The organism is Dysgonomonas termitidis, assembly GCF_054657735.1.
In genome coordinates, this window is the sequence record NZ_BAAHYD010000001.1 from 941,383 (window position 1) to 954,595 (window position 13,213).

Sequence of the window (13,213 nt, forward strand, 5' to 3'; positions counted from 1 at the left end):
TTCGCTAAACATTTTGAAAAACATCTATTTCGATTCCGACTATTAAAAGAGTACAACTGATTGATAATATTACTTTATACGGGATTCGATCGCTTTTTGTGAAAGCAAGTTTGCAAAAGGCCTGTCAGATAATAAAATCCGGGAATTTAACTTCATAACTGATATATTTATGTCGACAAGATTATTTACTTTCCGCAAGAGCCTATGGGCCGTATATACGGGCTATACCACGCGCGAAACATACCCCCATCACGACCTCCCCGGATTTCTGTTCTTAAAAAAGAGAAAAATTAATAGCTCCTTCGAAAAACATCGGAGGATTCAAACCTTATAATTGATATATGTTAACAAGATTATTTATTTTTTGCATCAGCCTGTTGGCTGTATGTACGAGTTATGCCGTCGGGCATCCCATCAGATTGGACGCAAGCCTATCCGTAAAAGTTCCGGGTAACCCTGCAGTCAGCTATAAGTTAAGAAAAAATGAAACCGGTAACGGAAGATATAGTATGGAACCCGGCAAACCATTGCCTCTGCATATATCCGGACAAGTAAATGAAACGGATAATAAAATCCGGATCAAAGTATCTGTCACAGCCGATGAAGATACATACTTTAAGTATTCACAGAATATATCCACAGGATATATACATTCCAATTGCCAGTTTCTGATGCCCGGGTTCTGGTATCGCCGCAATTTACTGTCTCCGAAGGAAGCTCCTTCGTTTCACACATCGTCCGGCTGGACGGTGAGGGAAGACCGCCTGAGTACTCCGCTCACGGGTATCTATAATGAGAAAAGCGGGATGTATATGACTGTAGCACGTATCGATCTTCCTGAGTATGATGCTCTGACAACCCATAAAGAAGGTGAGGTCATTGTTTCGGGGAGAACCTCTCTGGGCTACACCGGATTTGAGGAAATAAACGGCAATGCAAACCTTTCGTTCGGTTATCCTTTTCAGGAAACACCTAAAAGCTATATCCGGAAACTGACATTAGCTCCGGCTATAGAAGCTTTTCAGGAAATAAAGAAGGGAGAAACGATCAATTTGGAATGGGAAGTGTTTATGGGGCAAGCTGCCGATTATTCAGATTTTATGAAGCAGGTGTGGGAGTATAGCTACGATACTTACCAGCCAAAGCCGCTCGACCCTCAATACTCTTTTACTCCCGAAAAGATGAAACAAACAATAGTTTCGTATTTTGCCGACAGTTTTGTTAGCGATAAAGAATTGAAATTCTCTTCCGGAGCACATCTTATGGTTGCCACTTGTAAAAAGAACGGAATTGCAGAGGTCGGATTTATCGGGCGGGTATTGCTCAATGCATTCAATGCCTATGAATATGGAGAGATGAATGGGCGGTCTGATCTGGTGAATAATAGCAATTCAGTATTTGCAAGCTATTTAGAATATGGTTTTACTAAAAATGGTTTTTTCCGGGAATATGTCGATCAGGATGCAGGAAAAGAAACCGATGTGTTCAGCATACGCAGGCAGTCGGAGGGTATATACGCGATGTTTCATTATCTGCAATACGAGAAGGACAAAGGGCGAAAGCATCCGGAATGGGAAGCCCGCATAAAAACTATTTTGGATAGGGTACTTCGTTTACAAAATGAAGATGGAAGTTTTCCCCGTAAATTTAAGGATGATTTTAGTATTGTCGATAAGAGCGGGGGTAGCACTCCGTCAGCAACTCTGCCTCTGGTGATGGCATATAAATATTTCGGTGACGCCAACTATCTGAAGAGTGCGAAGAAGACAGCCGAGTATCTGAAAACAGAATTGATAGATAAGGCAGATTATTTTTCATCTACTCTCGATGCCAATTGTGAAGATAAAGAAGCTTCTTTGTATGCCGCTTCTGCAACCTATTATTTAGCGCTTATCTCGAAAGGTGAGGAAAGACAATATTACGCCGGTCTGTGCAGGAAGGCCGCATATTTTACCCTGTCGTGGTACTACATGTGGGATGTTCCCTTTGCCAAAGGTCAAATGCTGGGAGATATCGGGTTAAAGACCCGCGGATGGGGTAATGTATCTGTTGAGAACAATCATATCGATGTATTCATTTTTGAGTTCGGTTCAGTATTAGACTGGCTCTCAATAGAATTTAAGGAACCTCGTTTCGAAAACTTTATCAAGGTTATACGTTCGTCTATGGGGCAGTTACTACCGTATGAAGGTCATATGTGTGGTGTTGCTAAAACCGGTTATTATCCTGAAGTAGTGCAGCATACGAATTGGGATTATGGTAAAAATGGTAAAGGCTTTTATAATGACATCTTTGCTCCGGGATGGGTTGTAGCTTCATTGTGGGAGCTGATGAGTCCCGAAAGAGCCGAAGAGTTTCTTCTGAAAGGAAAATAGAGCGGTATATTAATGAAATAGTTTAGCCCATCTTGTATGTTGAATATACAAGATGGGCTGGTTATTTATTTGTACATATACGTAGTATTGAAAAATATGCTATTAATTTTTATTGATTGGTTAATACCTTACCTTTGCATAATGAAAACAAAAGATCAAACAAACAGCATATTATCTAATCTGGGAATTGAAGCTCTGAATCAAATGCAGATTGCTGCCCGGGATACGATCATTAATAAACAAAATACGATCCTGTTGTCTCCTACAGGTTCAGGAAAAACACTTGCTTATTTAATGCCTGTTCTCCGGTTATTAAAGGAAGATGTAAAAAGCGTGCAATGCCTCGTTATTGTCCCTTCCCGTGAATTAGCCCTCCAGATAGAACAGGTCTGGAAGAAAATGGGAACAAGATTTAAAGTGAATGTTTGTTATGGAGGGCATTTCATTGAGACGGAACTTAATAATTTGAGTAATCCTCCGGCTATACTTATAGGAACACCGGGCAGACTGAAAGATCATTTGGAGCGGAAATCCTTTAATCCCGGTTCTGTGAAAACATTAGTATTGGATGAGTTCGATAAATCCCTGCAACTGGGCTTCCAGGATGATATGAATACGATTATCAGCCAATTCCCAAACTTGCAGAAGAGGGTTTTACTTTCCGCAACATCCGATGTGGAGATACCTGATTTTGTAAAGATGGAATCACCTGTGATTCTTGATTATACACAAGAAGAAAAGAACGATACTCTTTCTATTAAACTTGTACTGTCGCCGGAAAAGGACAAGATAGAATCATTGTTTCAGCTTATATGTTCCCTCGATTCCGAGCCGGCGCTTATCTTCTGTAACCACCGGGAAGTAGCGGAACGCATCAGTGATTTATTGAATAAGAAAGGAATACAGGCCGGATATTATCACGGAGGGATGGATCAGGACGACAGGGAAAAAATACTTGTTCAATTCAGGAATGGCAGCCTGAATTATTTGGTTACAACTGACTTAGCCGCCAGAGGACTGGATATTCCGGAGATGAAACATGTAATTCATTACCATCTTCCATCCAAAGAAAGTGAATTTGTTCATCGCAATGGTCGTACAGCTCGTATGCATGCTTCCGGTACAGCATATATTGTATTGTATAAAGAAGATAAAACTCCGAACTACATCCCTGAAAATACGGATATATTAGAACTAAAAGCAGGAAAACCTTTACCGAAGAAGCCCGGATACAAAACAATCTATGTGAGTGGGGGAAAGAAGAATAAGTTGAATAAAAGTGATATTGTCGGCTTCTTTTTGCAGAAGGGAAAGCTGGATAAAGCCGATCTGGGGCTGATAGAAGTGAAAGACTTTATCTCTTTTGTAGCTGTCCGTTTTCCGGCTGTGAAAACACTTTTGTCTAATATTAAGGATGAAAAAATGAAAGGTAAGAGATATAAGATAGAGTTGGCGAGGAATGTTATAAAGAATATTGACTGATTGGCACTAATCATAAGAATAAAAAGCAGGCATTTACTTTATAAAGTAAATGCCTGTTATCTTAATATATTGAAGATCATTTTTCTCTTGAGTACAGGTACCAATAGACACATCCGACTAAAACAGCCCCTCCGATAAGATTGCCCAGTGTGGCAGGAATTAAATTATGGAGAATAAAATCACGCCAAAGAATATCCGCACCCGAATAAATTGCAGCAGGAATAAAGAACATATTGGCTATGGAGTGTTCATAACCCAGAGTGACAAAGAGCATGACAGGAATCCATATACCTATACATTTTCCTATAATATCTTTTGCCGCATATCCCATCCACATTCCCAGACAAACCAGCCAGTTGGCTCCGATTCCTTTGATAAGGACGGTCATAAAGTCTTGGTTTACCTTTACTTCTGCATAGTGATGCAGGTAATGTTGCCAGGGGTCCTTGTCAAATAATCCGACTCCTGACGAGAGCAGATAAGCGACTACCTGGGAGCCAATAAAGTTAAATAGATAAGAGAGGATAAGAAGCTTAATGAGAGTAAAAGTCTTTAGCCTTCTCTCCAATAGGGGAAGTGTAAACGCTGTACAGTCACTGGTAAATAAATCTGCTCCGGTGATGGATACTATAATAAGCCCGACAGGGAAAAGCGCTCCGGCGATAAACTTAATCAGTCCGGGATTTTCTGCACCTGCTCCGGGTATTCCCCCTGCAACCATAACCGAGAGCAATCCGCCGAAGGCAATAAATACTCCTCCGAGTATGGCTATCACACTGAATTTGGATAATGGCAAATCGCTTTTATAAATGCCTGAATTGGCAAACTCCGCGGTGATTTCTTTCGGAGTGTTGTAGTTTTTCATTATTTGTCTCTTAAATTAAGAATAGAGATTATACATTGAGTCCATAGCTTTTGAAAATAACCTCCGCCTTGTTCAATTCCTGATTTGATGGAGGGTTTATATCTTTCAACTTGTATTCTTGTCCGATCTGCTCCCATTTATGTATTCCCATCTGATGAAAAGGCAGGATATCAACGCGTTCCACATTTTTGAACTGACTTACGTACCGGGCCCACTCATGCAAATCTTCCTCATTATCTGTGAAATGAGGGACAAGTACATACCTTAACCAGACCGGTTTATTTATTTCGGCGAGGTACTCTATAAAGTTGAGGGTAGGCTCAAGAGGTCTGGCAGTTAGCTCTTTGTATTTATCGGGATTTATATGCTTGATATCTAATAACACAAGATCGGTATAGGACAAAACTTCCTTTGTCTTGTCATTAAACAGAAAGCCTGAAGTATCTATGGCGGTATGTATCCCTGCGGTTTTACATAGTTTGAATAACTCCAATACAAATTCCGGCTGCAACATCGGCTCCCCACCGGAAACAGTGACACCTCCTTTAACAAATGCTTTTACTTTTATTACTTCATCTAAAGCCTGTTGAGGTGTCAGTTCATATTTGGCCTCATTTGGCCTCCATGTATCAGGGTTGTGGCAGTAGAGACAGCGCAATGGGCAGCCTTGCATAAAGAATACAAAGCGGATACCCGGCCCGTCCTTGGTGCCGAATGTTTCAAACGAGTGAATACGACCTTTCATATTGAAGAAAATCAGGCAGAAAATTTCTAACTGCCTGATTTATTAGCTTTATGTGAGATTAGAACGTAGTTGTAATTGTTCTGTTTATAACATCCAGCTGCTGCTCTTTAGTCAGCTTGATGAAGTTCACAGCATAACCGGATACACGGATTGTGAGTTGAGGGTATTTCTCGGGGTGCTCCATCGCATCAACCAATAGTTGACGGTCGAACACATTCACATTCAGGTGATGACCCGTTTGCAAGAAATATCCATCCATCAGTCCTGCAAGGTTCTGAGCCTCTTCCTCACGGTTCTTACCCAGTGTATTAGGAGTGATGGCGAATGTATAAGATATACCGTCGTTTGCATGTTCGAACGGAAGTTTAGCTACCGATGACAATGATGCTACGGCTCCTCTGGTATCGCGTCCGTGCATCGGATTAGCACCCGGTGCAAAAGGAGTTCCGTCGCGGCGTCCGTCTGGAGTATTTCCCGTTTTCTTGCCATAAACGACATTAGATGTGATAGTCAATACCGACTGGGTCGGGATCGCGTCTTTATACATTTTGCGCTTACGGATTTTTTGCATGAACGTCTCCACTATATCTATGGCAAACTGGTCTGTATTATCGTCATTGTTTCCGAAAGGAACATAATCTTTTTCCTGTATATAGTCTACCGCATCTCCGTCAGCATCCCTTACAATACGTACTCTTCCGTATTTTATGGCGGCAAACGAGTCCGCGATGATAGAAAGGCCGGATACGCCAAAGGCTTGTGTGCGTACGATATCTACATCATGCAGAGCCATTTCGAGGGCCTCATATGAGTATTTATCATGCATATAATGGATAATATTCAGTGCTTTCACATAAGTCTCGGCAACCCAGTCGAGGGTACGGTCAAACTTTTCCCATACTTCGTCAAATTCGAGATAATCGCCCGAAATCTTTTCTACCCAGTGTTTAGGCAATACCTGAGCCTTTGTTTTCTCATCTTTACCTCCATTGATAGTATAAAGCAATGCTTTCGGCAGGTTGGCACGGGCTCCGAAAAATTGCATCTGGTGCCCGATACGCATTGGCGATACACAGCATGCAATACCATAATCATCTCCCAGTTGCGGACGCATAAGATCGTCATTTTCGTATTGGAGAGAAGATGTATCGATAGATACCTTCGCACAGTATTTCTTCCATGCCTCAGGTAATCGGTCGCTCCACAGGATTGTAAGATTCGGTTCCGGTGCCGGGCCTAAATTATAGAGGGTGTGCAGCATACGGTAACTGTTTTTGGTTACCATCGTACGCCCGTTATTGGTCATTCCGCCGATCGACTCGGTAACCCAGACAGGGTCTCCCGAGAATAGTTCATTATATTCGTTTGTACGGAGGAAGCGAACAATACGGAGTTTCATTACAAAATGGTCGATCATCTCCTGAGCTTCTTTCTCTGTGATAATGCCATCTTTTAAGTCCCGTTCGATGTAAATATCGAGGAAGGTGGTCACACGTCCCAGGCTCATTGCTGCGCCATTCTGGTCTTTAATAGCTCCCAGATAACCAAAATACGTCCACTGGATAGCTTCCTGAGCATTGGTCGCGGGATTTGAAATGTCGAATCCATAATCAGCAGCCATGCGTTTCAGGGCTTTCAGTGCCTGTATCTGTGAATTCAGTTCTTCCCGAAGACGGATCAGATCATCTGTCATAACGATAGGGTCACATTCCTTGTAACGCTTTTCACGCTCGGCAATCAACCTGTCTACACCATAAAGAGCAATACGGCGATAGTCTCCGATAATACGACCACGTCCGTATGCATCGGGCAGGCCTGTTAATAAGCCGTTGCTTCTGGCGCGGCGGATACTGTCGGTATATGCCGAAAATACACCTTCGTTATGAGTTTTACGATATTTGGAAAATATTTCTGTTGTAACCGGATCGAGTTTGTAGCCGTATTCTTCAAGGCTTTGCTGTACCATGCGAAGCCCGCCGTTAGGGAAGATAGCTCTCTTGAGAGGTTTGTCTGTCTGTACACCTACTATTTTTTCCAGATCCTTGTCTATATACCCTGCGCCATAAGCATCGATCTGAGAAGGAATTCTGGTTTCAGCGTCATAAACACCTTTTTCTTTTTCAACCTTAAACATCTCGCTTAGCTTATTCCATAGCTTTGTAGTGGCATCTGTTGCGCCTTCCAGGAAAGATTCATCTCCTGTATATTCTGTATAATTTTTTAAGATAAAATCATTTATATCGATTTTTTCTTTCCACTTGGTCCCTTTAAAATCTTTATATGCTTCCATTTGTTATTATTTAAATTCAACTTGGCGTTTCAATAATTAAAAACCGGACATATAGATATATCACAAAAAGCATGCCCAATTTCTTCTAAAAAAGAATAAACATGGCTCTCGGAACTTAAGGAAACAGAAAAAATAATAATGAATCCTCACCTTGTAGTGAGAGAATCTTTTTATGGTTCTCAAGCCTTATTTCCCGAAAGCTTTTTAATTGATCAATTCTGGCAGGTCTTCTGACAATAGAAGTCAAAGATATAACTATCTGAATATAAGCAATTATTTGTATCGTATAGTACTATTTCATACATGAGACCATACTTAGGCATGGTTTAATACTATGAACATACAATAATAAGCGTATACAGCTTTATCTTCATAAAACCTCTTTAGACAATCCTTTTTTGTATTCCGGATACATAGACTTTACCAGAGTAATTTCCACGTATAAAAAAGTAGGACACAAAAAAGACCTGACAAAATTTGCTCTGGCAGGTTTTCTGACTCGTTCCATTTTACACGCCTTCCCGGATTTATCCAGTGGCATAAGAATGTGTAAAACTATTAAGAACTCACAGCAGCGGGTCTGTTCAGGATTTGCACCTGATTCCCTCTTCACCACTATCTACGAATGCAGAAAGTGGCACCAAAACAGTTGACAAAGGTAGGATAAATTTCAAAACTAATCCTAATTAATATGAATTAATTTAGAAGAATAATTCGCATCAGGTACAGGTAGGATAGAAAGCGGGTCATTTTACCTGGTTTCCGTTTGCCAGCTTAAACTTAACAACCTTCCTTTCCGGAAGGACAATCAACTCTCCTGTCTTCGGATTTCTTGACTTGCGTTCCTTCATTGTCTTTACCTGAAATGACCCGAAACCTTGTATGGTGATATTGTTCCCTCCGGACAATACTTCTATAATAGTTTCCAATACCGGGTTTAAGCTGTCGGCTATATATTTTTGGGATACCCCGGCTTTCCTGGCGGCCAGGGTTGTCAGTTGCTTCTTATTCATTCGGTTTTATTTGTTTTTGTATACGGCCCCTTTTTCTTCTCTGTTCCGGGATGCTTACAAAGATAAAGATTAATTTCACCTGTATCTTTTTTGTATGGGCTTATTATGTATTTCCACCCGTCCGTCTTCTATAATGCTTTTGATACCCTTATACAGGGGAAGCTCTTCCACTCCCGCTATTTTCAACGCGTTGAGAGTCATTTGGGCTTCCAGCAGCTCCAGGTATTCTTTCTCCGGTAAGCTTACCAGTTTATCTATTTCCGATTTTTTCTTTGCCATAGTAATCATTAAAATAAGCGTGCTTTCCTGTCAGGAAAGACAGGAAAGCACCGGTCTAACAATATTCACATCTTATCATTTGCATCCGAAATCCGCCGGAGTTTCCCCCCATAAATCATTTTTCCAGTGCAATACATCAATCTTATCTACTTCTGCAGAAAACACTTTCAAAAAGACCCCGGCTTTCTCCAGTTCCGTATTTCTCTTCCCTGATGCCGTTCTTTTGTTGTTAAACCAGGTTATAGCCGTAATGCTGTCTGTGTAAATAACCCTGGGATGGAAATCATTTTCGATGATATATTTTACAGCCGCAACCACACCCAGGAACTCGCCTATATTCACCGTTTGGTTACCTAAATCCTCCAGGAAGATTTGCCTGCCGGTACTAAGGTCGATTCCCCGGTAACGGGTCAGTTTGTTTTTTGTGGAATGGGCCGCGTCTGTAGCTATTCCATTCGATGGACGTTTCATTTCCGTTGGTTTTTATTCGACTTCGGTACTAAAAATCCATCGGCTTCCATCTGTTTAATAAGCGCTATCCCCTCCTCCTTAAATTCAGCAAGCACTGAATCCGGCTCCTCTATGTCAACGCGGGAAGCTAATATATCGAGAACTCCCTCCAGGGTACGGCTTGAATCCGATTTGCCATGCTTCGGGTCAAAGTAGACCGTCTTGTTGCCGAATGTGACTTTCAGCCTGTAGATGGCTTTCGGTACGGTCACTTTTTCTATCCGGGCTTTAAATTGCCTGGGCCGGGCCGATACGACAACGTATCCATTGCCCCGGTGCATCGCTTTAAGTTCCACATCGTATAAGATATTGGGTATGATTGTTCCTTTTAAATCCCCTGATAATACACAGATCTTTTTTCCAAATGTCGAGTTCTCCCGGACTCCCTTCAGTTTCTTTGTTTTGGAATGCCGGGATACAAATCCGATAAGTTCCCCCGTCTTTTCCGATTCCGCAAATTTGATTTGCGAGGTTTCAATTGCCATACTTCTTAATTACCTCATATGAAATCTATTGCAATCAGTTAATAATCTATAATCCAATCATTTTATCAAAAATATCAAAACAAAAATACCTTATTTAAACTATGGGAACAAATATTTCTACTGTTATTTTTTTAGCGGGGATTACCAATATATACAGGGTTGGCATATCTTTTTTACCGGATCCTTTCGTCTTCTGAAAAGTGGCTGAAACGCTCGTCGGTAGCGGACATCGAATGGATTCCCCGGCATTTCCAATACCTGTAAATCCTGCCGGGCTTATCATACAGGAAATAAATATCGTCGCTTTTCAGGTACTGTACCCCCTGGTCCGTATTTTCATCGATCCATACGGCCGGGTTTTCTATCATGGGATTTGGCCCGAGGTATAAGTTCTTCTTCTGTGGGCCTTCTACGAATATATTGTGGATTTTGATGTCTTTATCCGTGTCGTATTTCTTTGCAAAGACAGCAAAGTCATAGATATCCGTTTCAAGCAGGCTTCCGAAATGGACGGGTGCATCATGCTGTAACCTTTCAAACGCCCCGGTAATATGCTCCCTCGATTTTATTTCTTCAAGCCTTTCTCCCGTCACAGGTCCCGCTGTCACATAAACGACCCTGAATCCGTTATAGGTACTGTCCATTACCATAACATGCCCGACAATTCCGGTATTTTTAAGGATACTGTCATCCATCGGGTCTATTCCATTGCCGGCACAATCCTTAATCACTCCGGTAGCGATAACGAATATGAGCGGAATCCACCACCATATCCGCAATAGCACTGCCAGCCTGTAATCCTTTTCCGGCCAGTTATTCTGCATAATCTCTATTTTTTAAGGTTGCAACTATCGCAAAGCCCGTCGTTCTTCAGGTATTTGTACTTCGATACCTCCTTATTACAGGATGGGCATTGCTTCTTTTTATTCATTTCTTTTTTGTAGACAATTATCTCAATACTGCTTTTTGATATGCCGTACTTCTTACCCAAAAGTATTACAGCATCTTTTTTGAGGCAGGAGCCATCTTTAATCAATGTTTGATATTCATTTCTGATAATGATATTTAGTACAGAAGACGTATCGATTAAACCAAGATTATTCAAAGTTAGAAGTATATCTTCCGGAATATTTACCAGGCCTTCCAGTACCTGAATATCGGATGCGGATAGATTTTTTTTCATTTGCAAGAATGTTTTTTGTTTATTATTCCAGAGAGTAAATGGCGTTAACCGGGTTTACTTAATAATAGCCCTTGTAATAAAAATATGTTTGTATGCAGGCCGTAATTACGGAACCCCGCAGTTTTCACTAAATGCGCCAGCTGGAAGGAGCCATGGTTCTGATTCCGGGATTATTACCAGTTGGTCATAATTATAGCTTGTTGCCAGGTCAATTAATTCCTCTGTAATTGATTTATAAGCAGTCCCTGTCTGAATTAATGCAGGTAAATCATATTGCCTGTTTATCGTACACCCGAATTCAATTTCATAATCGATTATTTCCACGGCAATAAGCGGGCTAATCCTTGCCGCGCTGGCGAACTGATTCCGGTTGGCAAAAATGCAGAATTTGCACGAGCAGCGTCCCCAGCCCATATAATAGCAGGGATGTACCCGTACCCTGTATTTCTCAATTATAGCCCATACCTCAGCCTCTTTCCAGTCACGGACCGGGCGCAGGCGGTCAACATGACGCTGAAAAGCCTTTCCATTTCTGAGGTCAGCCCTGTCCGGCTCAAAGACCGGGTATTTAGCCCGTTGCGGAGACTCTTCCCCTCTTTCTCCTGATAGGACAAGGGTACGGATACCTTTAAACCGTTCCTGGTTGCGGATTGCACATGAGCAGACATCAATTTTAAGGTAACCTGAACACCAGCGTACACTCAAATCCGGAGATTGCTGGGGGAATTTCCGCCTAGTCGCTTTCTTTCCCGATTGTACCGTCTTCCATTTCAAAGCAGACCGGAGCGGTAAGGCTGTTCTCCCGGAGTAGTTCCCGCTTAAACCCTCCTTCTTTCCACTGGAAGTATATCTTTACCCCGAATGCTGCTGCGAATTTCCTGCAATAGTCCGGTGTGATTTCCCAATCGAAAAAGGTTTTACCTATACCATCGACGTTTGAATGCCATAGCTCTATTTTCTCTTTAAGAATCTTATTATCAAGTAAATACAAAAATATTGCTATCGAGTCTTTTCCAGAGCTAAAGCAAACAACATACTTATCATATGAGTGCAGGTCGAAGTCAGGAATTGTCATTGAGCTTTTCATGCATGGCTTTGTAGAAGTTACGGATATCCTGTGCATGGTACAATCCCCCGAATTGCTTATATAACTGGTCATCGGGTAATTGGTCTATAACCTGCTTGGTTATATTCAGCCCTTCAATAATAAAAAAGGGAGCCAGAATATTGCTCCCCATTACGTTTTTTATACGCTTGTCTAATGTTTTTGCCATATCTAATAAAAATAAGACAGGATAACCAATTTTGGTTACCCTGTTGTTATCCGGTTATTTTAACTCTGATTTAAGACTTAAAGGACTTCGTCCTTAAATATGATTTGAGGTAATCGGGACTTTCTGCTATTAAAATATGAGATAAGAAGCAAGCCCGTCAAAAATAAATTTTTCTCAACTAAAACAGCTTGTTGATATTGGCTTCAAATGACGCTAACTTATCCGTTTCCCCGGCAATCCATACCACATCGCTTTCATGGAATACGAAGCCCGCGTTGAAACTCGGTATGGATTCGTTTCCCCGGTCTATACTAAGCGATAGCAATGATTATTGCCGTTATGGATGAAGACGGGAATAGTATATGCAATTCGAATATAACGACAGAGAAACACAAGGCTACACGGAATAAGATAAGGATAACCAGGGCCACGTGGTTCGAGGACTGTTTATCCTACAATTTCCGGAACTCGTCCGACCTGTTTTTCTTCATTATTATAGCGCGTAATAACGGGGCCATGTATGTAAGCGTCAACACGGTGGCCAGGACTTTACCCCAAATACCTGGAATATTTTCTATTATGAACGGGTTTATAAACAGTTTGAACAGTTGTATGACAGCTATGCAGCTAAGCATCGCTTATGATGCACGGTTGGATGTGTTGAATCTATCGTCTTGGGGCTATTATATGCGTAATTAAACAAAATAATGCT

Annotated in this window: 16 protein-coding genes and 1 riboswitch; of the genes, 3 read left to right on the top strand and 13 right to left on the bottom strand. The window is 41.4% G+C overall.

What is annotated here, in order from left to right; translation table 11 throughout:
- The first annotated feature begins 341 nt into the window (after window positions 1–341).
- Together ACYQ3L_RS03630 and ACYQ3L_RS03635 are read left to right on the top strand one after the other, a co-directional pair.
- Window positions 342–2,375 (top strand): hypothetical protein, encoded by a 2,034-nt coding sequence (locus ACYQ3L_RS03630; protein ID WP_379993340.1) that lies wholly within the window; start codon window positions 342–344, stop codon window positions 2,373–2,375.
- Window positions 2,376–2,513: 138 nt separating this feature from the next.
- On the top strand, window positions 2,514–3,857 hold the full coding sequence (locus ACYQ3L_RS03635; RefSeq protein WP_379993385.1) for a DEAD/DEAH box helicase: 1,344 nt from the start codon (window positions 2,514–2,516) through the stop codon (window positions 3,855–3,857).
- A gap of 76 nt (window positions 3,858–3,933) precedes the next feature.
- Here ACYQ3L_RS03635 and ACYQ3L_RS03640 read toward each other — a convergent pair whose 3' ends face one another.
- From ACYQ3L_RS03640 to ACYQ3L_RS03700, 13 genes are all read right to left on the bottom strand, one after another.
- A complete protein-coding gene (locus tag ACYQ3L_RS03640) occupies window positions 3,934–4,722 on the bottom strand; it encodes a formate/nitrite transporter family protein (protein ID WP_379993339.1) in 789 nt (262 codons plus the stop codon).
- A 28-nt stretch (window positions 4,723–4,750) separates the two neighbouring features.
- On the bottom strand, window positions 4,751–5,467 hold the full coding sequence (gene pflA, locus ACYQ3L_RS03645; protein ID WP_379993338.1) for a pyruvate formate-lyase-activating protein: 717 nt from the start codon (window positions 5,465–5,467) through the stop codon (window positions 4,751–4,753).
- A gap of 58 nt (window positions 5,468–5,525) precedes the next feature.
- Complete coding sequence (gene pflB / locus ACYQ3L_RS03650) at window positions 5,526–7,757, bottom strand: formate C-acetyltransferase (RefSeq protein WP_379993337.1); 2,232 nt, start codon at window positions 7,755–7,757, stop codon at window positions 5,526–5,528.
- Between the two features lie 467 nt (window positions 7,758–8,224).
- Window positions 8,225–8,417: riboswitch (cobalamin riboswitch) on the bottom strand.
- An 86-nt stretch (window positions 8,418–8,503) separates the two neighbouring features.
- Window positions 8,504–8,770, bottom strand: a complete 267-nt coding sequence (locus ACYQ3L_RS03655; RefSeq protein ID WP_380002153.1) for an HU family DNA-binding protein — start codon at window positions 8,768–8,770, stop codon at window positions 8,504–8,506.
- Window positions 8,771–8,845: 75 nt separating this feature from the next.
- On the bottom strand, window positions 8,846–9,049 hold the full coding sequence (locus tag ACYQ3L_RS03660; protein WP_380002151.1) for a hypothetical protein: 204 nt from the start codon (window positions 9,047–9,049) through the stop codon (window positions 8,846–8,848).
- A 75-nt stretch (window positions 9,050–9,124) separates the two neighbouring features.
- Window positions 9,125–9,520 carry a ribonuclease H family protein gene (locus tag ACYQ3L_RS03665; RefSeq protein WP_380002149.1) on the bottom strand — a complete coding sequence of 132 codons (396 nt, stop codon included), beginning with the start codon at window positions 9,518–9,520 and terminating at the stop codon, window positions 9,125–9,127.
- Entirely contained in the window at window positions 9,517–10,044 is a 528-nt protein-coding gene (locus tag ACYQ3L_RS03670) for a hypothetical protein (protein ID WP_380002147.1), read from the bottom strand. Before ACYQ3L_RS03670 ends, ACYQ3L_RS03665 begins: the two co-directional genes overlap by 4 nt.
- Window positions 10,045–10,217: 173 nt before the next feature.
- Complete coding sequence (locus ACYQ3L_RS03675; RefSeq protein ID WP_379993960.1) at window positions 10,218–10,868, bottom strand: hypothetical protein; 651 nt, start codon at window positions 10,866–10,868, stop codon at window positions 10,218–10,220.
- A 5-nt stretch (window positions 10,869–10,873) separates the two neighbouring features.
- On the bottom strand, window positions 10,874–11,227 hold the full coding sequence (locus tag ACYQ3L_RS03680; protein ID WP_379993959.1) for a hypothetical protein: 354 nt from the start codon (window positions 11,225–11,227) through the stop codon (window positions 10,874–10,876).
- 105 nt (window positions 11,228–11,332) lie between these two features.
- Window positions 11,333–12,001 carry a phosphoadenosine phosphosulfate reductase domain-containing protein gene (locus ACYQ3L_RS03685; protein ID WP_379993958.1) on the bottom strand — a complete coding sequence of 223 codons (669 nt, stop codon included), beginning with the start codon at window positions 11,999–12,001 and terminating at the stop codon, window positions 11,333–11,335.
- Window positions 11,961–12,314 carry a tRNA lysidine(34) synthetase gene (locus ACYQ3L_RS03690; RefSeq protein ID WP_379993957.1) on the bottom strand — a complete coding sequence of 118 codons (354 nt, stop codon included), beginning with the start codon at window positions 12,312–12,314 and terminating at the stop codon, window positions 11,961–11,963. Before ACYQ3L_RS03690 ends, ACYQ3L_RS03685 begins: the two co-directional genes overlap by 41 nt.
- Entirely contained in the window at window positions 12,289–12,501 is a 213-nt protein-coding gene (locus tag ACYQ3L_RS03695; protein ID WP_379993956.1) for a hypothetical protein, read from the bottom strand. The genes ACYQ3L_RS03690 and ACYQ3L_RS03695 overlap by 26 nt, the downstream gene beginning before the upstream one ends.
- 178 nt (window positions 12,502–12,679) lie before the next feature.
- Window positions 12,680–12,826 (bottom strand): TrkA C-terminal domain-containing protein, encoded by a 147-nt coding sequence (locus ACYQ3L_RS03700; RefSeq protein WP_379993955.1) that lies wholly within the window; start codon window positions 12,824–12,826, stop codon window positions 12,680–12,682.
- On the opposite strand from ACYQ3L_RS03700, the gene ACYQ3L_RS03705 reads away from it, so the two are divergent.
- Window positions 12,826–13,200, top strand: a complete 375-nt coding sequence (locus ACYQ3L_RS03705; RefSeq protein ID WP_379993954.1) for a hypothetical protein — start codon at window positions 12,826–12,828, stop codon at window positions 13,198–13,200. The genes ACYQ3L_RS03700 and ACYQ3L_RS03705 overlap by 1 nt on opposite strands.
- Window positions 13,201–13,213 lie beyond the last annotated feature (13 nt).